Source organism: Proteus vulgaris (assembly GCF_023100685.1).
GTDB lineage: Bacteria > Pseudomonadota > Gammaproteobacteria > Enterobacterales > Enterobacteriaceae > Proteus.
Genome location: NZ_CP090064.1, coordinates 1,194,408 through 1,216,508, shown reverse-complemented (window position 1 = coordinate 1,216,508; position 22,101 = coordinate 1,194,408). Strand labels below are relative to the sequence as shown.

Below are 22,101 nucleotides of genomic sequence, written 5' to 3'. Positions count from 1 at the left end.
TAATTATTTATTGCCTAATAATTCACATATATATTATATTTCAATTATACAAAAATACTCACTTTCATTAAGTTAAAATCTCTTCGTAGTACACCGACTAAATGCAAGCCGAATACCCAAACCTATCTCATCAGATGAGCTATCTAGCGATAAAATAACCTTATGGGATGCCCCTATTCCTTCCCATCCTTCAAGACTTGAATGGTGAGAAGGTGAAATTAATATTTTGTTATTAGAAAGATAAACAGAACAATTTAGCATATTAGCTAAAAGTTGACGTTTTGAGCGATAGTTATATTTATACTGTAATAATTCTAGCCATGAATCCCAGTTTTTTTTTATATTTTCCTTTTTAAAGAGTTTGTCATATTCCTCATCTTTGAGCTGAGTTCGACTATTCTCTAAAACTTTAATTAAACTTTCGCCAAGCTCCTTATTTGAACATGTTAAAGAAAGTATAATTGATGAAAAATTAGGATCGAGTGTCATTAGCCCATAGCCAGATTCCGTATTTAAGCAAAAAAATTTATCTGTCATTACTATCAAAGCACAATACTCATTATCGTTAATAAACGTCATCATTTTACCTGCGTTATTTTTACTTCAATATTCATACTTTCTCCATAAGCTACCGCACGATTAATTTCAATCCATTGGGCCTTTGTTGTCGATTGTGGTACAGCAAGCCAAATTTCTCGTTTTGCTATCATTTCTGAATGTAAATTAACTCCTGACAATCTATAACCTTCAAATTTTGCAGCATCATCTATATTACCTTTAATTGTATTATAAATTTGTTTTGGTCGATTAAGTTTACTCATCGTTTGAGTATCTAGGCTTTTTGCACTTATTGCTACTTTATCTTTAGCAATATAAAAATCAAATGTTTTAAAATTTTTTGGCAACCTAGTGTGAACAGGTAAGCTTTTCGCAATAGAGTTTTCCCATGACATTCCTTGTGTATTTATATTTCCTCCCCCAGAAGACCATTTCATACCAATTTCAGAAGCAGAAATTGTTTTACTTGCTGAATTTCTACCAAAATATCTAATAGCAAAATCGCTTAATTCTTTAACTAAAAAACCAGCACTAACAAGAAAAAACTGGTTATCTGGCTCTGAGATCCACGATGAAAACTTTAACCAAGAAGGAGTGTTTACATCTATTTTATCTAAATCTTGCGAATTCCAATATTGAACATATTGTTTAGCTATCTCAGTTTGCATTGTATCAGCACCAAGATAGCTAGCCCAATATGGTCTTTTAGTTAATTCAAGTGCATTTTCAATTCTTTTTTTCTTGATCTCTATAACTGCTAACGGATTAGTATTTAATTCAACATCTAGTTTTAAACTATTTTCATTGCTAAAAACTGTATATTTGTCGATTATCTTTGATAGGCATTCAGCATTAGACCCACATTTATGTATTTCTCGATCGAAATCCATCGAAATATCATGAAATAAATGGTTGAAACGGAATATATTCTCAGCTGAACTAGCACCACTATATACACCACCTGGCTCACCAGTAAAAACACCGCCGGCAATACCACCAAATAATCTAACAAATTGCGCTTGTGATTCTGATTTTCTCTGCCATTCCTCAGCCTTAATAGTGTTATCACCCAATGAAATAGCCGCAATTTCAGCAGCTAAGCTACCTATAACTGCACCATTAATATTTCCTCCACTAATTTGGGCAGATAAACCAGATAATGTTGCATGGCTTAAAACCTTTCCTGCATGACCTAATACCGCGCCATTATCACCAATTAAATTGGCACCTTCGGCATGAAGCTGACTACCGATATTGCTTAATAGCGCGGTTTTAAAATTATCAATAAAACTGCCACCTTGAATGGCAGTGCCCAATGTTGAACTGACAACTGAATGAGAGGCAACGCGTTGTGCAACTTGATTCCATGTTGCGCTATCGGTCGCAAGTAACTTGCCTGTTGAAGGTAATGTTCCACCTTGGATTGCCTGATCCCAACCCATAAATTGGTCAAGACCCTGAAGTGCCCCTGCAACCACCATACTCGTCACCACAGACTTGACCGTGTCGCTACGCCCCAGTGATTCAAGTGTTTTAGAGATGTTGCCTTGGTTTTCAGCTAAAGAGACCGCCGCTTGCGAAACTAAAGAGGCAAAACCTGCTTGTGCTGCAACCGATGCCGTTGAAGCCACGCTTGCTGAAGCACCCGCCGCAATGGTTGCTTTACTTGCCATTCCACCAATAGTTGCCGCGGTTGCTGTACCGTAAGTGGCAACTCCCACTGCAATAGCGATAACCGCACCAACAACAGGATTTAATTGTTTTGTTTTATCATCCCAATCAGAATAGGTATCCTTAACTAAATTCCAATTGACGTTTTGATGATGTTGAAGATCTTTAAGCCATGCATATTCTGGAGTGTTACTTAAAACTGTTAATGCTTGTTCTAGTGATTGTCCTTTTTGAACTTTAATATCAGCAGATATTCCTTTAGGCGCATCAATAGTCAGTTTTCCACCAATATAAAGTGTTGGTAATGCCCAACTCTCTTTGATATAACCCTGATTGCGCTGAGTAATATAAATATCTTTTGAATTAGTAATAACTTGCTTAAATGCTGTATTTTTAACTGCTTTAAAATTAACTTTTCCTGTTTTACTGGTTAATTTTGCATTCTTCGCTGTTTCTAGTTTGCTCGCTTCTAAGGTAATATCATCTTTAGCAAATAAATTAATATCGCCATTAGCGATAAACTCGGTAACTTTATTATTTGTATTATGACGTTTTTTCGTGTATTTCTTTTTGGTAGTACATAAAGTCCACGGATTACATTTTTTCTTCTCCTCTTCGTAATAACTCGATTCCTCCATCGCTTGTGCGTAAAGAAATCCACCTTTAGCAGCAATATCTATCTCTTTATTGGCAATCAATTTTGATGCCTGAAATAAAATACTGCCTTCAGATAATAGAGTTAAATTATTACCACTATTAATTTCAGTACTGACTTGTTTGCGAAGTTCTTCTAACTTAGAACCCGACTCTTTACGAAAATATGTTTTTACCGATCCTAATTGAATATTACCACCACTGGATATCGTAATGTTACCGTCTGATTTGAGTGAGCTACCTTCTGTTATTAACGTACCTGATGACGCAATAGAAATGCCTTTATTTCCTGTAATAGCCGATGTGCTATACTGAATATCTTGAGAATCTTCGTGGGGATCTTTGATGGCGGAATAAGCATTTGCACCCAGCTTTATATTCCTACCAGCTAATACAATGACTTTATCTTTTGAATTTAATACTGTTGAACTTAAATCAACATCACGCGCTGCATTTAAGATAAGGTTATCATCTGAAAATAACTTAGATTGTAATTGAGGATAATAAGTATCACTAAAGAAAGGATCGGCTTCTTTTATTGATTTTGAGGCAAGGAAAATATCCTGCCCGGCATTAAAGGTTATAGCTTTATCGCTGTGATATTTTATTCCTTGACTAATAATATCTTTACCAGCCGTAAATGTAATATCACCTCGCGTTTTCCAGCTTTCCGTTTTTGATAATGCAGACTCTTTATTATACAAATGAAAATATGGTAATATCTTAAAAAGTTCCGATTCATTTCTCTGAATTTTTATATCACCTTGTGAAATTAAGCTTAAGAAGTTAGCATTATTAATTTCAATATTATTAAAAGTTATATCTTTTCCAGATTGAAATAAAATAGAATCAGAGACATTAATAGCCGGTGGAGTTAGAACATTATTTTCATTAAATGCAGAAATGGGATTTAATGTATAATCAATGTTTCCATTCTTAGCAAGAACAACACCGTCTTTTGCTGTTAGATCTACTTGGTTAAGCTCTATATTTTTATTTGAAATTAAGCTTAATGATTTTTTAGATGAGAGGTGTGAATCTTTTACAATAATATCTCCACTAGAGATAACAGATAGTTCATTATTTGAATTTATATTTGACGATATATTAATAGAATTAGAATTAATCAATATGTTATTAGCTAAAAAATTATAACCTGAGTGTAACTTGTTTATTGATTTTTTTATTGGTAAATACTTAGATGGGGGATTTGCTTCTATATTGATACTATTTTTAAAATCTAAAACCAAATTACCTTTCGATAATATCGTAGAAAAACTTTTTCTATCAGGTGACCAAGAATAAAACTTATTAAGTAGTTCAAATTTCAACGGCTCCCTTACATAAAGAATATCATAATTACCATCGTCATCCTCTTCATCTACATATACACCGAGATCTTTATATGAAGTCTTATACCTATACCATAAATTTAACTCTCCAGGCATTAAATTTGAAATAACAGCATTACTTCCTGTCAAAATAGTATTTTCATTACTATGTATCACACCTAGGTTATTAATCAATTCATTAGCATTAATGTAAATGTTTTTTCCTGAATCAATATGTCCTATAAAATCACTATAATTATATTTATATCTTTCTGTATTAATAATATCTGTACTTGTTAAATCTAGGTAACCAAACCATTTTTCATATGGAAAATTTTCCAACACAGGATAATATGTATTTATAGAAACAACGCCTTGGCTATTTCCCCAATATGATGCAACAAAACTTTTTCTAGCAGTAGAGTTTGCTTCGACATTTAAAAAAGTTGGTAATTCATTTAAAGATGTATTAACCAATTTCTTAGTTCTAATAATCAAATCACCCTTTTCTGTTTTTATCGTGGCTGATTGATTTTCAATTAAAGTGCTTGGGTCACCCTGCGCATTTTTCTGTATCCATAAATTATCTTTCGCTTGAATAATCGCTTTTTCGCCTTTATTCGTGAGTTTATCTGCGAATAAACGCATATCTTTCTCTGAGATAACTTCACTATGATTAATCAGCGTATTAGTTGCTAAAGTAATATCTCTTTTTGCTTTTAACTTTGTATTACTATTAATTTGTAGTTCTTTACTACTAACATTAATATCTCGCTCAGATTGAATATTGCCATTAAAGGTAATTTTTCCATCAACAGTTATATTCACACTGTTTTGATTTGTCTGAATATTACTTAAATTAACACCAATACCTTTTTCTGTACTGACTAGACGGATTTGATTGGCATACATTCCACCTAGCGCTTTAGTATCAATAGAAAGTATGGGTTTAACACCTTCACCATTAATGCTATTTACTGTACCTTTATCAAAATCGATACGGTTATTTCCTTGCATTAAAGAAAGGTTTTTAGCGTTAAATTTTCCATTTAACTCAATACTACGGCTGATAATGTCGGCATAATCCTGAGCTTGGAGATCTATACCTTGCGTGCCAATAACAACACCGCCTTTTTTCACTTCTATTGCCGAATAGGCGCCTTGAGGATTAAAAAGAGGTTTTCCTGTTGTGAGCGTAATTGCTGGGGTATTTATAAACGAACAACCATCACACGTAATACCATTTGGATTAGCAATAACAACTTTCGCTTGTTCTCCCGCAACTTCTAATTTTCCTTGTAATTGTGAGCGCCCATTTCCTACCACTTCATTAATAATTAAATGAGCAGCACTTCCTTTTAAATTAGTATTGGCATTCACTTGTTTGGCTAATTGTGTATTAACAGAAGTTGTCGCATTATTAATTACAACACCTTGCTTGCTAACATTGAACGAATGAAACTTATTATGAGAAATACCAAGATCATTAGGTGTTGAAATATTAATAATAGGAACAGTATTTTGCTGATTGACTTTAATCGTTTTATCGGAGGGCGTAATTGCTAAACTCCAAGCTGGATGTAATGGATAAATAGCAATTACATAAGCTATGCTATAACTTATTAAACGTTGTTTCCAAGAAATATCCTTTTCACACATAAAAACTCCTAACATTTAAATAGCAAGAGAAATGGACCAATATAAAGACCAGCAATCTGGCTTTAATGATTTGGGATAAAACACAGGTTTATTAATTAAAATTTGAGAAGAAAAAGTGGAATGATAAAAAGAAGCACCTATTGCACTTCCAATTATTTTATTCTTTTCTGTTTCATATTGATCTGAATGGGCGACACCATAATCAAGTGCAAAAATAAAATTCCATTTACTTAAAAACGAAGTTATTGGTGATATATTTATTTCATTGCGCCAATAAAACCCACTATTAGCATTAAAATTTATTTCTTTATATCCACGAACAGCTTTTATTCCATCTATTGCTATTTTTTCCGAACCATAAAGATTATCAGGCGTATATTGACTATGAAATGAAGTAAGATAGGAAAACTGATCAGTGAATAAATATTGATAGCTTAAATTTAAACTTAGTTTTCGATAATGACTACGAGGTGAATTGTCAGCAATATAATCAGGTGTCGCGCCAAAAAGAGAGATCCCAAACTCAGCAGTTGGATTAATGATTAAATATCCATTATGTAAACTTAAAGTATATTCAGGGCTAAATGATAAAGAAGTCAATGTGGGACTATTTATTAATAATTTTTGTTGTGCTAACTGCGTTTTTGCTTTCTTATGCTTTAACGTTCCCTTTAGTGTTACTCGTTGTTTATTATCTCGATAGACTAAACGACTAATATCAAATTGCTGATCTTTATTTTTGTTTTTATAAATATATTTGTGATTATTTTGGAAGGAATAAGATGAACTACTATCAGATAACTGGTATTGATAAAACCAATAACCATAAGGGATATTAACACTTGCAGTATAAGCACGAGAATAGTGAGCATGAGGGAAATCTGTATTTGTTTTTAGTGAAAAAATCCACTGCTCACCCAAGCCAAACAAAGAATCTATTGTTGTTGTATTAGTAAGTAAGATCTTTCCTGTTGTTTCTGTTCCCGAATTATCAATTGTTAATCGATTCTTTAAAGGAAGTTTTTTAGCTTTTCGATTAATGGTTACAGATGAATATCCCACACTATCGCTTGGTTGAATATCCAATGTATATTGCGTTGTTGTTAATCGATTAAGCTGTTCTAATCCATGTTCTAAATCTCGTAGATTTAAAATTTTTTCTTTAAAGGAAGGAAAAATAATATCAATTAATCTAGATGAAACACCATTGATAGAAATATCTTTTATTCTACCTTCAATAATCTTTATTACTAACTTATGATTAGAAAGATCTTGCTCTGGAATAATAGCTTGTGAGGTAACATAACCTTTTTCAATATAATTATTAGTAATTGATTTAGCGACCTCATGCATATCATTTAATGTTAGACATTGTTGTAGATACGGTGAAATTACTTTAGATTTCTGTCTATAATCTAATAAAGTATTTTCTGTAATATCAACTTTATTAATAAGAAAGCATTTATTATTTACATTTTCATCATTCAAAGAAAAACTATTTTTGCTAACGAGTAAAAATATAAAGAAGAATAAGTTTATTTTTTTAAATTTATGCATATATAAGTCATCCTTAAAGAGATGTTTATATATTTACATAGGAAACGCATTTTAAAGGTTATCATTAAATAGTAGGTGTATAAGACTTTTGGAAAAAGTTCTTTCAGCAAATATTGACAAGTTTCTATTAACCCTATATTGCTAGATACTTAACTTGCACTTAGCTTACATTAAAAAAATAAGGCTAATAATAATGAAACACTTACAACTCAACAAAACACAATTCCGCTTAAGCGATAAACTTTGTTTACAAATTGACAATTTAGCCATAAATGAAGGTGAGAGTTGGGCATTTGTAGGCAGTAATGGAAGCGGCAAAACCGCCTTAGCAAATGCATTATGCCAAGAAGGTATTTTGCTCTCTGGTGAATTTATCAGCACATTTTCTCGTCCAATTAGTCTCTCTTTTGAAAAACTGCAAAAAATGATTGAAGAAGAGTGGCGTCGGAATAACACAGATTTATTAAGTGAAGGTGAAGAAGATACTGGCTTAACTGTTACTCAAGTTATTCAAATGCAGGTAAAAGATGATGACAGATGCTTTTTATTAGCAAAGCAATTTGGTGTTGAATACCTTTTATCAAGACGTTTTAAATATCTATCTACAGGTGAATCTCGAAAAATATTGCTTATTCAACTTTTAATGAATAAACCTGATTTAATCATTTTAGATGAGCCTTTTGATGGGTTAGATGTTGATTCTCGCCGTGCTTTAAATGAATTGTTAACACTATTACATCAACAAAATCTGACTATCGTACTCATTCTAAATCGTTTTAATGATATTCCTGATTTTATTCAGTATGCAGGTCTACTCATTAATTGCGAACTAGTCGCCAACGGTGAGAAAGAACAGGTTTTATCTGACTCTGTTATTGGGCAATTATCTCACAGTGAAACTCTTGAAAATCTCACATTACCTGAACAAGATTCGCCTGATGCCATTCCTCAATTATCACCGACACTTTCCCCTATCGTGCTAAAAGATGGAGTAGTGAGCTATAACGATAAACCTGTTCTTCACCATTTAAGCTGGGAGGTAAAACCTCAGCAACATTGGCAGATTTTAGGCCCTAATGGTGCAGGAAAATCGACATTATTAAGTTTAATTACGGGCGATCACCCTCAAGGCTACAGCAATGACTTAACGCTATTTGGTCGTAAAAGAGGAAGTGGTGAAACAGTATGGGAAATTAAACGCCATATTGGTTATGTCAGTAATGCCTTACATCAGAGTTACCGTGTTTCTTCAACGGTAAAAAATGTCATTATTTCAGGTTTCCATGACTCTATTGGCATTTATCAAGCGATTACAGATAAACAGCTAAAACTTGCTGATGAATGGTTAGCGTTAATTGGTTTAACTGCACATGCTAATCATCCATTTCATGCCTTATCTTGGGGTCAGCAACGCTTAGTGTTAATTGTTAGAGCATTAGTTAAACACCCTACCTTACTTATTCTTGATGAGCCATTGCAAGGATTAGACACAACGAACCGGCTCTTAGTACAGCGTTTTATTGATATCATGATAAGCCACAGTAATACGCAACTTTTGTTTGTGAGCCACCATCAAGAAGATGCGCCATCGTGTATTACTCATCGATTGACTTTTATTAAAGAAGGCGAAATTTATCGTTACCAGCAAGAAATTTGTTAAATGTTGATTTTTACTGTCATAATCAGGGCAATGATTTTAGAAATTAACGCTAAACTTAGGTCTGAATTTTTATTTAAATCGACATTTTCTTGCTTATTATTTGAACAATAATAAATAAAGAATGTGTCGTTTTTACAGGCGCTATTTTCGTCTATTTTTTATACAAAACGGATATTTTGTTTTTTTACGCCGATCCCGCTAGATTAATAGCTTGAACGATTAAGCAAAAGGTGTGACAACTGTGCAATAATTCATCGAACAAACGACATTTTTGACTTAATCCCCCTTGTTTTGTCACTTATGTTTGGCGTTCTTGTCGATGATCCATATAATGATTGAAGTGCTAATTTTAAACTTATATTAAGAAAGTAATTATAGGAGTCTAAACTATGGCAGTAACTAAGCTTGTGCTAGTTCGACACGGTGAAAGTGTATGGAACAAAGAAAACCGTTTTACAGGCTGGACTGACGTTGAGCTGTCCGAAAAAGGCCGTAATGAAGCGCAAGAAGCAGGTAAACTGCTGAACGCTGAAGGTTTCGTTTTTGACTATGCATATACTTCTGTTCTGAAACGCGCAATTCACACCCTGTGGAACATTCTTGATCAAGTTGATCAACAATGGCTGCCAGTTGAAAAATGCTGGAAATTAAACGAACGTCATTACGGTGCTCTGCAAGGCTTAAACAAAGCTGAAACTGCTGAAAAATACGGTGACGAGCAAGTTAAACAATGGCGTCGTGGTTTTGCTATCACTCCACCAGAATTAACTAAAGACGATGAACGTTTCCCAGGTAAAGATCCTCGTTATGCATCTTTAACTGCGGCAGAACTGCCATTAACAGAAAGTCTAGCATTAACTATCGACCGTGTAACACCATACTGGGAAGAAGTTATCAAACCACGTGTTGCTTCTGGTGAGAAAGTTATTATTGCAGCTCACGGTAACTCACTGCGTGCTCTGGTTAAATACCTAGACAACATGAGCGAAGACGAAATTCTTGAGCTGAATATCCCAACAGCTGTACCTTTAGTTTACGAATTTGATGAAAACATGAAACCAATCAAACGTTACTACTTAGGTAATGCTGACGAAATCGCAGCAAAAGCAGCCGCTGTTGCTAACCAAGGTAAAGCGAAGTAATTTTGCTTTAAATCTATTAATTTAGGTTTATATGATAAATACCGCTAGAAATAGCGGTATTTTTTTATATTAAATTTCTAAATTTCAATTTTTTCATATTATTTTTTATTTTATATAAAAAATATAATATTTAACTCGATAGCCTTAATTAAAAAATATTAAATTATCACTTACAGTTATTAAATATTTAATATATTGTCACCATTGGATTTTAAGTCATTTAATTATTTATAAATATAAAACGCTTATAACAAACGCATATTAAAATAGGGATATTTTATGTCTGAGTGTAATTATAACTCTTATGGAGCTTGGTGGTATTGTTCTCCAGAAGGGCGAATTTTAGAACTTCATGAACAACCTTTTTATACAGAAAGGCAGCACTATCTCGCTCACTCAGAAAAGGGTATGAAAATCTAAAAAATAAATCATTAGAAGAAATGGCTGAGGCTATTTCAGATCAAGCCGTATCAGGTACTCTCGGCCTAATTGAAACAACAGCACTAGGTCTAGATAGATTATCTGATGTTTATCTTTATCACCATTTATTACGAGCACCTCCCTCAAAAAATCTCGTTTTTGATAGAGATGTCGAAGCAATACATCTTTTAGTTTATGCTAAAAATCCTTCTGAAGTTGTAAATATTGCAGGAACTATTATTGGTGAGTATATTTATGAAAATTTAGACGAACAACAAAAAAATGAATTAAATAAAATACTAAATACAAGAGAATTATCCATTGATACAGGTGCAACAAAATATAAAGTTAATGAACTTGCATACTATAATGGATTTAACGAAGTACCATCCTTTATAGAAATACCGTAGTAAGAAAATTACTATTATCCATAATTATTTATCTAATTACCAGAAGTGCAATTTTAAGATTAAACATATTTAAATCGAAAGCAAGTTTAAAAAACAAAAAAAAATTATCAAAAGGATGGATAGATATTACAGTTGTTTTAGTGAGCTCTTATGGTTTTATAGAAAAATTAGATAGAGCATCTAGACGATTACGTGCTCTTAGCCCGGAGTTATATTATAGATTAGATAATAAGCAACTATCTCTAACTTATCTTTTTTTTGAAGAGGATATTAGCCCTATTCTAAATATAATAGAGAATAAAAACTCGCATGATACATACGAGCTTTTACAAGCTTATGTTACTTTATTAAATTCAAAAAATAATTAATCTGCGATACTATATCCTGATGTTCCTGCAATATGGTGACTACAAGTTATGTCCCTATATTGCACAAGAACAGACTCTTCCGGTTGGGAACTATTACTATCTATACTATGTGGGTAACGAGTAGAATAATCGACAATAGAAGCTTGATTTAATACGATAGTATAATATTTTTCATTTTTACCGTGCTGTGAAGTTCTATAAAAATCAAAGGTTAATTTAAGAACTTCATTATTAGAAATGGCAACTAATAACAAAGGTGATGATTTATCAATATTTTTAATAAACTCTATTGGATGATGGGATACATTTTAATTTCTTGTTATCGTGCTACTATATTCAATAATAATAATTTCATCTTCCTTTCCTTCTTGGCATTTATTCCCAATAGAGTCAATTGTTCCACATCCTCTTGAAATTAATCCTTGTTGTTTCCCTTCAATTATTAAATAAATTAAGTTTCCCATTTTAATTTTTTAATCCTTTAATTATAATAACCTTAAATATACTACTATAATAAAACATTAAAAATCAAATAAAGAATAGGGATATTAATATGAAATTAAAAATAGTTACCATTCTATTTATTATTATTATGTTTATAATAATGTTTGTTTTATTTCCGTTTAAGGAGGATAAAATAAATAATCCTTCTCCCTCTCTATTTAAACAAAGCCTTTCACATTATCAGCTTTACTTAGGCGATATTTATTTTGATAAGAATGATAAAAATAAAGCCCGCAAATTTTATTTATTATCTGCTTATAACGAGAATGCGGAGGCTCAAGCAAAAATAGGTTCTTTCTACATTAATGGAAATTTATATTTCCCTAAAGATTATGAATTGGCCATGAAGTGGCTACTAAAATCGTCTAGTAAAAATAATCCTACTGCACAGTTTTATATAGGATATATGTATGATGATGGTTTAGGTGTTATACAAAATTACTATATAGCAATTGAATGGTATTTAAAATCTGCAGAGCAGAATTTTAGTAGAGCACAGAATAATCTAGGTCTTTTATATTTAGATGGTCTTGGTACTAAACAAGACTACGAAAAAGCAATGGAGTGGTATTTAAAAGCAGTTAGTAATGGGCATATCAAAACAAACAATAATATTGCTTATTCATATCAACATGGCTTAGGAGTTGATCAGGATTATCAGAAAGCAATGATCTTCTATTTAAAGGCGGCTGAAGATAATGATCCCTCAGCTATTTATAATATTGGTTATTTATATGAAAAAGGATTGGGTGTCATTGCTGACAAAGAAAAAGCATGTGAATGGTATCAAAAGTCATATGAGCTTGGATTTAAACCCGCTAAATTTAGACTTGATCTATTAAAGATACATGACTAACTTACTTTCTTTTTCATAAAAAAATACCGTTGATTAATTATCAACGGTATTACAGTTTGTATATTAAGATAATATCAGTTAACCGCGACGAGCAACAACCGCATCTGCTAGTTGGCGTAACAGTATTTCAGTATCATCCCAACCAATACAAGCATCGGTGATACTTTTACCGTAAACCAAAGGTTCACTGCTTTCTAATGACTGGCTACCTTCCACTAAATGACTCTCAATCATAACGCCGATTAATGCTTTTTCACCTGAGCTAATTTGTTGGCAAATATCAGCACCAACTTCCATTTGTTTCTCAAATTTCTTGCAACTATTGGCGTGACTGAAGTCAACCATCACGTTTTGTGGTAAACCTGCTTTTTTAAGCCCTTCTTTTACCGCTGCTACATGTTCAGCGCTGTAATTTGGTTCTTTACCACCACGTAAAATAATGTGGCAATCACCATTACCTGCAGTACGTACAATGGCTGAATGACCCCATTTAGTGACAGAAAGAAAACAGTGTGGCGATCCCGCAGCATTGATTGCATCAATAGCAACTTTAATAGTTCCATCTGTGCCATTTTTAAAACCAACAGGACAAGACAAACCAGACGAAAGCTCACGGTGTACTTGAGATTCTGTAGTACGAGCACCAATTGCACCCCAACTCATTAAATCAGCAACATATTGAGGCGTTATCATATCTAAAAACTCGCCAGCTGTTGGCAAGCCACTATCGTTGATGGTTAATAAAAGATTACGAGCAATACGTAAACCTTCATTAATATCAAAGGTATGATCCATATGAGGATCATTAATTAAACCTTTCCAGCCTACTGTTGTACGTGGTTTTTCAAAATAAACACGCATAACAATTTCAAGTTTATCTTTAAGCTCTTCTCTAATGAGACTTAAACGTTGCGCATACTCCAACGCAGCTTTCGGATCATGAATAGAACAAGGTCCAATTACCACTAATAGACGATCATCTTTTCCTGCTAGGATTTGATGAATAGCTTCACGGGCATGACGAACTGTAAAAGCCGCATTATCAGTTGCTGGAAACTTTTCCAATAAAGCAACTGGCGGTAAAAGTTCATTAATTTGTGTTATTTTAAGGTCATCATTTTGATAATTCATTCCCGTGTATCCACTCTTTTATGTTATCTAGTCAATGTTATTATTGCTTTCCCAATCTAACCATTCGTTTTCTATCTGTAAACACCCTTTCACCTTAAAGCTCCTATAGTTGTTTTTCTAAAAAATCGTCAAAAATGGAAATAGCGCATTTAAGCAAAATAATGATTCAAAATTGCGTTAAGTATAAGAATAAAAACAATGAATAGTAAGGCTGGAGAGAAAGATAACTCTACCAGCCTTTTTTATTAGGAGAGATAATTATTTCTGCTAGAGCGTTTTGCTGTTTTGATCCACAAACGAGAACCGTTAATAGCGATAGCCAGTAAAATGATATATTCAACAGACATGGCATAAACACCTTGCTTGTAAAATATAACAACACTAATCACGTTGATAACCGACCAAACTAGCCAGTTTTCAACTAATTTCCGTGTCATTAAAATCATCGCCACAATCGACAGGACGGTCATTGTAGAATCCCAGAATGGGTAAGCATCAGGTTCAAGCACTGGCGTAGCTAAATTTGTACCAAAGACATTTAGTATATCAACAGCAACAACAGCTAAATAACCAAATACAGTATCAATATTAAAGGTCAAAGCGACAATAGCAGCTATTGAAACAACAATTAAAAAGAGACGATGGCTTGGTTTTAACCAACGAATTCTTAGTTCCGCTTGCTCAAAATCATTTACTCTACTCCATGCGTACCAGCCATAAATATTAGCTGCAAAGAAGAAAATTTGAAGGAGTAAGCTTGCGTATAGCTGAATTTGGAAAAAAATAATGGCAAATAAAGTGACGTTAATCAGTCCAAATAAGTAATTAATTATTTTTTCCTGACTTGCAAGCCATATACACAAAAGACCAGCTATAGTGCCCACAGCTTCAATCCACGAAAGTGGGTATCCACCTTGCCCAAGTGGAATATTGACTAAAATATTATTGATACTAAACCAACTCATGACATCCATTTTACAACCCCGACTTAATCATAGAAAAAAACAAAGAAAATATGGGTTATTGCGACATCTTTGCAAAGTAGTAAAGATATATTATAAATTCATATTTATAATGGTACTTAGTTTTTAATATTAAACATTATGTTTCTGATTTAAAAAAATAACAAACAAATGTTTTATATACTAAACAAATTATTCTAATTTTACTTTTTAAACAATAAAAACGACAAATAACTTTATTACATTTTACTTATTAGAGAGAAATATGGAGCCAACAACACGTTTAATCGATCGCATACTATCTTTTGCTCTCCTCGATCCTAGAATTGAGGCAGTAGTACTAACAGGATCGCTAGGACGCAATAGAAAGATAGACAGTTATTCTGATATTGATATAGAGCTTATCGGTTATGGTGCGACAGAGCTCGCAAAAAACCAACATTGGTTATCACAATTCGGTGATGCTCTTGTCAGCTTACAGTTGGAGTGTGAAGATCCCAAAAGTAAGTTTTGGCCTATTTATTTACATGTTTTAGCTCAAGGTCGCAAAATGGACATTATGATGGCTGAACCTGAGCGTATTTTTAACATGAAAACAGAAGGACTTAGCCCAGTTTACCAGCGTGGATATCAAATCTTACTTGATAAAACGAGTTTATGTGACGGGCTTCCTGAAATTAGCGCTATAACGCCTCCTACGCTTTCAAAAGAGCAAGCATGTAACAATGCTCAAGAATTCTGGTTTGAGGCGACACAAGTCGCTATAGCCATTCTACGCCATGAGTTTTGGTTTGCTAATTATCGTATCAGTGATATGCGTGAATGGCTGATAGCATTACTTGAACAAGTTGCACTGCACGATACCCCAACACAAGATGTGTGGTATCAAGGGAAAAACTTAAAAGAATGGCTACCTAAATTTTATTCATTGCGTTCATTGGAAAGTACTCTTGCAATGAGTACTCCCTATGAAGCGGCAGCAACACTTTCAATTATGATGGCATTTTTTCTTGATGCATCGAAACGCCTCAATTACCCTATTGATACAGCAATAAAAACACAAGAATTAGTCAGCAATTGGTTAATCGATAATGAATTTTTGACTGAAAATGAATACACCCAAATCACGTCATCAATTATTTGTCATTACTGATTTGAATGTCATTTCAAATTAAGACTAGGTAGTTTTTTCATTTTGAGAAAACTATCTTTATTGTTTAATAAAGCAATGAATTGCACTATCAAAAAATAGAAAAATAACTAAGAGTTTGTTTACTGTTTAGGGAATGATAAATATATAGGAAGGAGTTTGAAATGGTGGGCCGTGGGCGATTCGAACGCCCGACCAATTGATTAAAAGTCAACTGCTCTACCGACTGAGCTAACGGCCCATTTCAATAAAAACGGATTGGTGTTCGAAAATGGTGGGTCGTGGGCGATTCGAACGCCCGACCAATTGATTAAAAGTCAACTGCTCTACCGACTGAGCTAACGACCCTTTTTCGAACTTGCCACATTCTCTGTGGCAACGGCGGGTAATAATACTGATTTAATGTTTTTGTGCAACGTTTTTTTTCAAAAAAAAGTTCAACCGTTGAAAAAACAATCATTTAACCCCGAAAATGCAACATTTTACATTACGGGGTCAATAATTAGAGTGCCGCTAGCTGCTTTTGTGCTAATTTAGCGCCCGCACTATTTGGATATTGCTTAATCACTTGTTGATAAATAGCTTTAGCATTATCCTTTTGCCCTTTCTCTTGCATGATCAAACCAATTTTATAAAAGGCTTCACTTGCTTTTTGAGATTTTGGATAGTTTTTAACAACAATAGCAAATGTACTTGCTGCCTGATCCTTATTACCTTTTAAGTAATACATCTGACCCAACCAAAAATGTGCATTTGATTGATAGCTAGATTTTGGATAGTTATTGATAAAGTTGTTTAATTCAACAATTGCTTTATCGTAATCTTTAGAATTCAATACGATATCAATTGCTGCATTATAATCGGCCTTCTCATCACCTTGTCCTGAGCTAGTTGCAGCAGGTGGTGTTGAAGAAGCAGTATTATCAGGTTGAGTGGCTTCAGTTGATGTTGAAGCTCCGCCACTAAGGCCATCTAACTGTTGATAGATATTGCGTTGGCGTTCAACAACTTGATTTAACTGGTATTGATTTTCCTGAATTTGACCACGTAACATATCAATATCACGCTGAGAATCAGCGAGTTGTTGCTGTAATTGGGTCAAAAGCTGGCTGTGAGCATTTGAAAAACGCTCAAGTTGGGCGAGTCGTTCATCGGTCGAACCTGAACCGATATTACTGATTGGCGCTTGGGCAATAGCGGCTACAGGAGCCGCTACGCCAACCAGTAACAACAGACTCATCAAGAAAGGTCTGAAGTTACTGTTGTTCATGCCGTTCTCTTAGTAATCCAGTACTGCACGACGGTTTTTCGCGTAAGCGGCTTCGTCATGACCCAGTACAGCTGGTTTTTCTTTACCGAAAGAAACGATTGACAGTTGATCAGCAGATACGCCTTTACCTTGCAGGTACATTTTCACAGCGTTAGCACGACGTTCGCCCAGAGCGATGTTGTATTCTGGAGTACCGCGTTCGTCAGCATGACCTTCTACAGTGATACGTACTGATGGATTTGCACGCAGGAATGCAGCGTGTGCGTCTAACAGGTTAGCGTAGTCTGAGCTAATGTCATATTTGTCGAAACCGAAGTAAACGATGTTTTGTTGTTTCAGTTGTTCTAATTGCTGACGTGCTAATTCTTCAGCAGTAGGACCTTGTTCAACAACTGGTACATTGTTTGTATCAGTTTGATCTTCGTTTTTGTTTGAGCTACATGCTGCAACAGCAACGAGTGGTAATGCTAACATCAACCCTTTAAACACTTTGTTTAATTGCATCTCTATTTGTTCCTTTATTTTGTTTGCCATACATAATTTTTATGCATCACATAAACGGTGACCAGGCAGGTGATTTAACCTGACCATCAGTCGCCGGAAGACGCGCTTTGAAACGTCCATCAGTCGATACTAGCTGCAAAATGGTGCCTAAGCCTTGTGTAGAGCTATAAATAACCATTGTGCCGTTAGGCGCGATGCTTGGCGTTTCATCCAGAAACGTATCTGTTAGATATTGTACGGAATTCGTTTCCAGATCCTGCTTAGCGATATGTTGCCTACCGCTTTCAGAACTCACCATAACTAAGAAACTACCATCTGGGCTTACTGCAGGATTTTGGTTTTGTTTACCTTCCCACGTAATACGCTCTGGTGTTCCACCGTTAATATTAACTTTGTATATTTGTGGACGTCCACCTTGATCTGAAGTATAGACTAAGGTTTGTCCATCTGGCATCCAATTTGGCTCAGTATTATTGCTTCTGCCATTGGTTACCTGTGTCATATTCCCACTTGCTAAATCCATAACATACAGATTTAAGCTACCACTCTTAGAAAGAGCAAAGGCAAGTTTAGAGCCATCAGGTGAAAACGAAGGTGCACCATTATGTCTTGGGAATGATGCAATTTGGCGAATTTCACCTGTTGCTAATGTTTGTACCACTAAAGCAGATTGACCGCTTTCAAAAGTTACATAAGCCAGTTTAGCACCATCTGGTGACCATGCTGGTGACATTAATGGCTGTGATGAACGATAAACACGATCTTGGTTAAATCCATCATAGTCAGAAACGCGCAATTCATAAGGATATGCGCCCCCATTAGTCACAACAACATAAGCAATACGTGTACGGAATGCGCCACGAATACCAGTCAGTTTTTCGAACACTTCATCACTGGCCGTATGAGCAGAATAACGTAGCCATTTAGATGGGACTTTAAACTCGCTTTGAGATAAAACCGCGCCTGGAGAACCAGCAACGTCAACTAACTGATAGCTTACTAAATATTGGCCATCCGCTGACGGTTGTACGCGTCCAACAACAACAGAATCAATCCCTAATGCAGTCCATAATGCAGGTTGGACTTCAGAAGCCGTGACAGGCTGTTGAGGTATACGTGATACATCAATAGGATTAAATTTTCCGCTATTACGTAAATCAGCTGCAATCACACCAGCGATATCTTCTGGCATTTGACCAGTGCCTTCCCATTTAAAAGGAACGACACCAATAGGGCGTGCAGTATTCACCCCTTGTGTAATTTCAATTCGAACTTCAGCGTTAGCCAGAGTGGTTACGCATAAAATTAAAAGTCCGAAGATAACATTTAATGCCTGCTTCATCATGTCTCCCTTTTATTATTGCGGTTATTACGCAATAACGCACAGAATAGTAACAAACGCTTTTCAACAACACCATACAACACATCAATAACATTCTAAAATAGCTATAAATTAGTGTATGTTTTCCTACTATCAGACAGTTTTATGGCTTAAACTCAATTGTCGATGATTTTACTTGTTCATAAACATCTTTTGGTGGCTTAGGTAATTTAGCGGTATTTGCTGCTCTTAATGCCACTTGGCATAATGCCGCGTCACCACCTAAAATTTTCGCATTAATTAACATCCCATCAGGTGCAATACTAATTCTTAGTTCACAAGTTTTACCTTTGTATAACTCTGGATCAATGAACTTCTGTTCTATTGCAACTTTCAGCTGACCTTTATAGCGATCTACACCTTCACCATTTGCACCAGTGCGGTTTCCACCACCTTGCCCTGCTGCAGAGGCACCGCTTTGTTTATTACCATCAGCCATTAAACCATCGAGCAAACTATCAACGGCTTTACTCTGCTGTTGAGCAGCGGCTTTCGCTTTAGCTTCTGCGGCCGCTTTAGCTTTTGCCTCTGCGGCTGCTTTTGCTTTAGCGTCTGCTTCAGCTTTCGCTTTTGCATCAGCTTCGGCTTTTGCTTTAGCATCTGCCTCGGCTTTAGCTTTCGCCTCTTCCGCTTTTTGTTTTGCGGCTAACTCAGCTTGTTTTTTTGCTTCGGCTTCAGCTTGTTGTTTAGCATCCGCTTGTTCTTTTAAGATGCGATCACGCTCTGCTTTCGCTTGCGCAGCCGCTTCTTCTGCCACTTTTTGTTCTTCTTTCGCTTTGGCGGCAGCTAACGCGGCTTCACGTTTTTGAGCTTCTGCTGCCTCTTTTGCTTGTAAACGTTCAACTTCTAACGTTTTCAAACGTTCTTGTTCTTTCATTTGCTGCTGACGCAACTCTTCTTCTTGTTGCTCTGCACGCGCTTTACGTTCTTGTTCTGCTTTTTGGACGTTAGCCTGTTGCGATTTTTGCTGGTTATACTGTTGTACTACAGCATTAGGATCGACCATAATAGCATCAATAACTTGCCCACCTTCACCACCGCCACCACCTAAATCCCACTTCTGAGTTAATGACCCCCAGATAAGCAATGCGATAACAAGCAAATGCAAGGCAGTAGACAAGATAACTGAACGGCTCAATTTACTTCGGATTGGCTTCGTCTTCTTTCCCACGCTATTATCCAAACTTATTTCAACCTATTACATAGGCTGAGTCATTAAACCTACAGATTTAACACCTGCTTGACGTAACATGTTGAGCGCTTTAATTATCTCATCATAAGGAACATCTTTAGCACCGCCAATCAGAAATATAACTTTCGGATTTTTTTCCAATTGCCGTTTAGCTTCAGCCATAATCTGTTCTTGAGGCAATAATTCTAATACTTCTTGATCAACACGAATATTATATTGCCCAATTCCTGCAACCTCGACAATCACCGGAGGATTATCACTGGTTGAAACAGTTTGTGTATCTGTTGCTTCAGGAAGATCAACTTCAACACTTTGCGAAATGATAGGCGCTGTTGCCATAAAAATAAGCAAAAGCACTAACAATACGTCAAGCAAAGGAACAATGTTAATCTCTGATTTTACGCCTCGGCGGTTACTGCGACCTCGTGCCATCAGCTATCTCCTTCTGCGTTAACTATTTCTTTTCTGCTGAGGCAAAAGCTTGGCGATGTAAAATCGTCAGGAACTCTTCCATAAAGTTATCGTAACTTTGTTCCAGTTTAGTTACACGCTGCGTAAACCGGTTATAAGCCATAACTGCGGGGATTGCCGCAAATAAACCGATAGCCGTTGCAATCAACGCTTCAGCAATGCCGGGTGCGACCATTTGTAATGTTGCTTGTTTAACACTACCTAATGCAATAAATGCATGCATAATCCCCCATACTGTACCAAATAGACCAATATATGGGCTGATAGAACCAACAGTACCGAGGAAAGGAATATGAGTTTCTAGTGATTCTAATTCACGATTGAAAGAGACACGCATTGCTCTTGATGCACCATTTACAACTGCATCAGGGGCATGAACGCTTGCTTGATGTAAGCGTGCAAACTCTTTAAAACCGGAATGAAAAATTTGCTCTGAGCCTGATAACTCATCACGACGAGCTTGGCTATCTTTATATAAACGAGCCAAGTCAGTACCTGACCAGAATTTATCTTCAAAATCTGCGGCTTCACGATCAGCGGCATTCAGAACTTTAGTTCGCTGAATAATAATCGCCCAAGATGCAATAGAAAATCCGATTAAAATCAACATGATCAACTTAACTAAAAGCCCAGCTTTTAGAAAGAGATCGATAACATTCATATCAGCCACTACTTAAACTCCGCGATAATGGACTTAGGAAGCGCTACAGGCTTCATTTTTAATGAATCTACACAGACAACGAGCACATCTGCGCTACACAAAACACAACCATCTTGATTAATAAGCTTTTGAGAAAATGTCATTGAGGCACCACGTAATGTGGTAATTTCACTTTCTACTTGTAAAAGCTCATCAAGTCGAGCTGGTGCAATATATTCTATTGATAATTTACGTACAACAAATACAACATGATCATACTCCCGTAAATCATGCTGATGAAAACCTTTTTCTCTGAGTAGTTCTGTTCGGGCGCGTTCAAAATATTTTAGATAGCTGGCGTGATAGACCACACCACCGGCATCAGTATCTTCATAATAAACACGAACAGGCCAAAGAAACTGCATAATATCTTCCTTACATTTTCTGAGTTAAGTCCATAAATAATTAAGCTATAAGTCACTTAACTATACTTAAGAGGTAGCTCTAAGGGAATCATAGTAACGTAAAGAATAGAAAACACAGTTTTCAGGCGCCAATCATAAACTCTTCTTTGCAACACGCAATATGCTTTGTGCTCTGAATAGAAAAA

Annotated in this window: 18 protein-coding genes, 2 tRNA genes and 1 pseudogene; 6 read left to right on the top strand and 15 right to left on the bottom strand. The window is 35.2% G+C overall.

What is annotated here, in order from left to right:
• Nucleotides 1–72: 72 nt before the first annotated feature.
• From LW139_RS05750 to LW139_RS05740, 3 genes are read right to left on the bottom strand one after another with little or no spacing between them, the layout of a single operon-like run.
• Nucleotides 73–579, bottom strand: coding sequence for a contact-dependent growth inhibition system immunity protein (locus tag LW139_RS05750; RefSeq protein WP_036938372.1), 507 nt, complete (start codon nt 577–579; stop codon nt 73–75).
• Complete coding sequence (locus tag LW139_RS05745) at nt 579–5,873, bottom strand: DUF637 domain-containing protein (protein WP_247850736.1); 5,295 nt, start codon at nt 5,871–5,873, stop codon at nt 579–581. The genes LW139_RS05750 and LW139_RS05745 overlap by 1 nt, the downstream gene beginning before the upstream one ends.
• Before the next feature lie 15 nt (nt 5,874–5,888).
• Nucleotides 5,889–7,430 carry a ShlB/FhaC/HecB family hemolysin secretion/activation protein gene (locus LW139_RS05740; RefSeq protein ID WP_247850735.1) on the bottom strand — a complete coding sequence of 514 codons (1,542 nt, stop codon included), beginning with the start codon at nt 7,428–7,430 and terminating at the stop codon, nt 5,889–5,891.
• A 193-nt stretch (nt 7,431–7,623) separates the two neighbouring features.
• Here LW139_RS05740 and modF point away from each other — a divergent pair, with 193 nt between their 5' ends.
• The 4 genes from modF (at nt 7,624) to LW139_RS05720 (ending at nt 11,062) form a co-directional block, all read left to right on the top strand.
• On the top strand, nt 7,624–9,090 hold the full coding sequence (gene modF / locus LW139_RS05735) for a molybdate ABC transporter ATP-binding protein ModF (RefSeq protein ID WP_247850733.1): 1,467 nt from the start codon (nt 7,624–7,626) through the stop codon (nt 9,088–9,090).
• A gap of 389 nt (nt 9,091–9,479) precedes the next feature.
• The gene (gene gpmA / locus LW139_RS05730; RefSeq protein WP_247850732.1) at nt 9,480–10,232 is read left to right on the top strand and encodes a 2,3-diphosphoglycerate-dependent phosphoglycerate mutase; all 753 of its coding nucleotides are present in this window, start codon (nt 9,480–9,482) and stop codon (nt 10,230–10,232) included.
• 279 nt (nt 10,233–10,511) lie between these two features.
• Nucleotides 10,512–10,652 carry a hypothetical protein gene (locus LW139_RS05725; protein ID WP_166541046.1) on the top strand — a complete coding sequence of 47 codons (141 nt, stop codon included), beginning with the start codon at nt 10,512–10,514 and terminating at the stop codon, nt 10,650–10,652.
• A 20-nt stretch (nt 10,653–10,672) separates the two neighbouring features.
• Nucleotides 10,673–11,062: a hypothetical protein gene (locus tag LW139_RS05720; RefSeq protein WP_247850731.1), complete on the top strand. Its 390-nt coding sequence runs from the start codon at nt 10,673–10,675 to the stop codon at nt 11,060–11,062.
• A gap of 364 nt (nt 11,063–11,426) precedes the next feature.
• Here LW139_RS05720 and LW139_RS05715 read toward each other — a convergent pair.
• A pseudogene (locus LW139_RS05715) lies at nt 11,427–11,894 on the bottom strand (Hcp family type VI secretion system effector).
• Nucleotides 11,895–11,983: 89 nt separating this feature from the next.
• On the opposite strand from LW139_RS05715, the gene LW139_RS05710 reads away from it, so the two are divergent.
• A complete protein-coding gene (locus LW139_RS05710; protein WP_166541044.1) occupies nt 11,984–12,790 on the top strand; it encodes a tetratricopeptide repeat protein in 807 nt (268 codons plus the stop codon).
• Nucleotides 12,791–12,868: 78 nt separating this feature from the next.
• On the opposite strand, the gene aroG is transcribed toward LW139_RS05710, so the two are convergent.
• Both aroG and pnuC read right to left on the bottom strand, forming a co-directional pair.
• Entirely contained in the window at nt 12,869–13,921 is a 1,053-nt protein-coding gene (gene aroG, locus LW139_RS05705) for a 3-deoxy-7-phosphoheptulonate synthase AroG (RefSeq protein ID WP_088493400.1), read from the bottom strand.
• Nucleotides 13,922–14,166: 245 nt separating this feature from the next.
• A complete protein-coding gene (gene pnuC / locus LW139_RS05700) occupies nt 14,167–14,895 on the bottom strand; it encodes a nicotinamide riboside transporter PnuC (protein ID WP_109410029.1) in 729 nt (242 codons plus the stop codon).
• A 253-nt stretch (nt 14,896–15,148) separates the two neighbouring features.
• Between pnuC and LW139_RS05695 the strand changes: the two genes are divergently transcribed.
• The gene (locus LW139_RS05695; protein WP_166541043.1) at nt 15,149–16,036 is read left to right on the top strand and encodes an aminoglycoside 6-adenylyltransferase; all 888 of its coding nucleotides are present in this window, start codon (nt 15,149–15,151) and stop codon (nt 16,034–16,036) included.
• A gap of 162 nt (nt 16,037–16,198) precedes the next feature.
• Here the strand turns inward: LW139_RS05695 and LW139_RS05690 are convergent.
• The 9 genes from LW139_RS05690 to ybgC form a co-directional block, all read right to left on the bottom strand.
• Nucleotides 16,199–16,274: transfer RNA gene (locus LW139_RS05690), tRNA-Lys, on the bottom strand.
• A 31-nt stretch (nt 16,275–16,305) separates the two neighbouring features.
• Nucleotides 16,306–16,381 (bottom strand) — tRNA-Lys (locus tag LW139_RS05685).
• Nucleotides 16,382–16,535: 154 nt separating this feature from the next.
• Nucleotides 16,536–17,303: a cell division protein CpoB gene (gene cpoB, locus LW139_RS05680; RefSeq protein WP_227336570.1), complete on the bottom strand. Its 768-nt coding sequence runs from the start codon at nt 17,301–17,303 to the stop codon at nt 16,536–16,538.
• A gap of 9 nt (nt 17,304–17,312) precedes the next feature.
• The gene (gene pal, locus LW139_RS05675; protein ID WP_247850730.1) at nt 17,313–17,807 is read right to left on the bottom strand and encodes a peptidoglycan-associated lipoprotein Pal; all 495 of its coding nucleotides are present in this window, start codon (nt 17,805–17,807) and stop codon (nt 17,313–17,315) included.
• Between the two features lie 46 nt (nt 17,808–17,853).
• The gene (gene tolB, locus LW139_RS05670; RefSeq protein ID WP_023581196.1) at nt 17,854–19,149 is read right to left on the bottom strand and encodes a Tol-Pal system beta propeller repeat protein TolB; all 1,296 of its coding nucleotides are present in this window, start codon (nt 19,147–19,149) and stop codon (nt 17,854–17,856) included.
• Between the two features lie 142 nt (nt 19,150–19,291).
• Nucleotides 19,292–20,359 carry a cell envelope integrity protein TolA gene (gene tolA / locus LW139_RS05665; protein WP_109410026.1) on the bottom strand — a complete coding sequence of 356 codons (1,068 nt, stop codon included), beginning with the start codon at nt 20,357–20,359 and terminating at the stop codon, nt 19,292–19,294.
• Nucleotides 20,360–20,386: 27 nt separating this feature from the next.
• Entirely contained in the window at nt 20,387–20,812 is a 426-nt protein-coding gene (gene tolR / locus LW139_RS05660) for a colicin uptake protein TolR (RefSeq protein WP_072070589.1), read from the bottom strand.
• 22 nt (nt 20,813–20,834) lie between these two features.
• A complete protein-coding gene (gene tolQ / locus LW139_RS05655) occupies nt 20,835–21,521 on the bottom strand; it encodes a Tol-Pal system protein TolQ (protein WP_072070590.1) in 687 nt (228 codons plus the stop codon).
• Nucleotides 21,521–21,916, bottom strand: a complete 396-nt coding sequence (gene ybgC, locus LW139_RS05650; protein ID WP_166541040.1) for a tol-pal system-associated acyl-CoA thioesterase — start codon at nt 21,914–21,916, stop codon at nt 21,521–21,523. The genes tolQ and ybgC overlap by 1 nt, the downstream gene beginning before the upstream one ends.
• Nucleotides 21,917–22,101 lie beyond the last annotated feature (185 nt).

Bases quoted from the DNA above. Each gene is read 5' to 3' on its own strand.
- LW139_RS05750 (WP_036938372.1), bottom strand. From the start codon at position 579: ATGACGTTTATTAACGATAATGAGTATTGTGCTTTGATAGTAATGACA.
- LW139_RS05745 (WP_247850736.1), bottom strand. From the start codon at position 5,873: ATGTGTGAAAAGGATATTTCTTGGAAACAACGTTTAATAAGTTATAGC.
- LW139_RS05740 (WP_247850735.1), bottom strand. From the start codon at position 7,430: ATGCATAAATTTAAAAAAATAAACTTATTCTTCTTTATATTTTTACTC.
- modF (WP_247850733.1), top strand. From the start codon at position 7,624: ATGAAACACTTACAACTCAACAAAACACAATTCCGCTTAAGCGATAAA.
- gpmA (WP_247850732.1), top strand. From the start codon at position 9,480: ATGGCAGTAACTAAGCTTGTGCTAGTTCGACACGGTGAAAGTGTATGG.
- LW139_RS05725 (WP_166541046.1), top strand. From the start codon at position 10,512: ATGTCTGAGTGTAATTATAACTCTTATGGAGCTTGGTGGTATTGTTCT.
- LW139_RS05720 (WP_247850731.1), top strand. From the start codon at position 10,673: ATGGCTGAGGCTATTTCAGATCAAGCCGTATCAGGTACTCTCGGCCTA.
- LW139_RS05710 (WP_166541044.1), top strand. From the start codon at position 11,984: ATGAAATTAAAAATAGTTACCATTCTATTTATTATTATTATGTTTATA.
- aroG (WP_088493400.1), bottom strand. From the start codon at position 13,921: ATGAATTATCAAAATGATGACCTTAAAATAACACAAATTAATGAACTT.
- pnuC (WP_109410029.1), bottom strand. From the start codon at position 14,895: ATGGATGTCATGAGTTGGTTTAGTATCAATAATATTTTAGTCAATATT.
- LW139_RS05695 (WP_166541043.1), top strand. From the start codon at position 15,149: ATGGAGCCAACAACACGTTTAATCGATCGCATACTATCTTTTGCTCTC.
- cpoB (WP_227336570.1), bottom strand. From the start codon at position 17,303: ATGAACAACAGTAACTTCAGACCTTTCTTGATGAGTCTGTTGTTACTG.
- pal (WP_247850730.1), bottom strand. From the start codon at position 17,807: ATGCAATTAAACAAAGTGTTTAAAGGGTTGATGTTAGCATTACCACTC.
- tolB (WP_023581196.1), bottom strand. From the start codon at position 19,149: ATGAAGCAGGCATTAAATGTTATCTTCGGACTTTTAATTTTATGCGTA.
- tolR (WP_072070589.1), bottom strand. From the start codon at position 20,812: ATGGCACGAGGTCGCAGTAACCGCCGAGGCGTAAAATCAGAGATTAAC.
- ybgC (WP_166541040.1), bottom strand. From the start codon at position 21,916: ATGCAGTTTCTTTGGCCTGTTCGTGTTTATTATGAAGATACTGATGCC.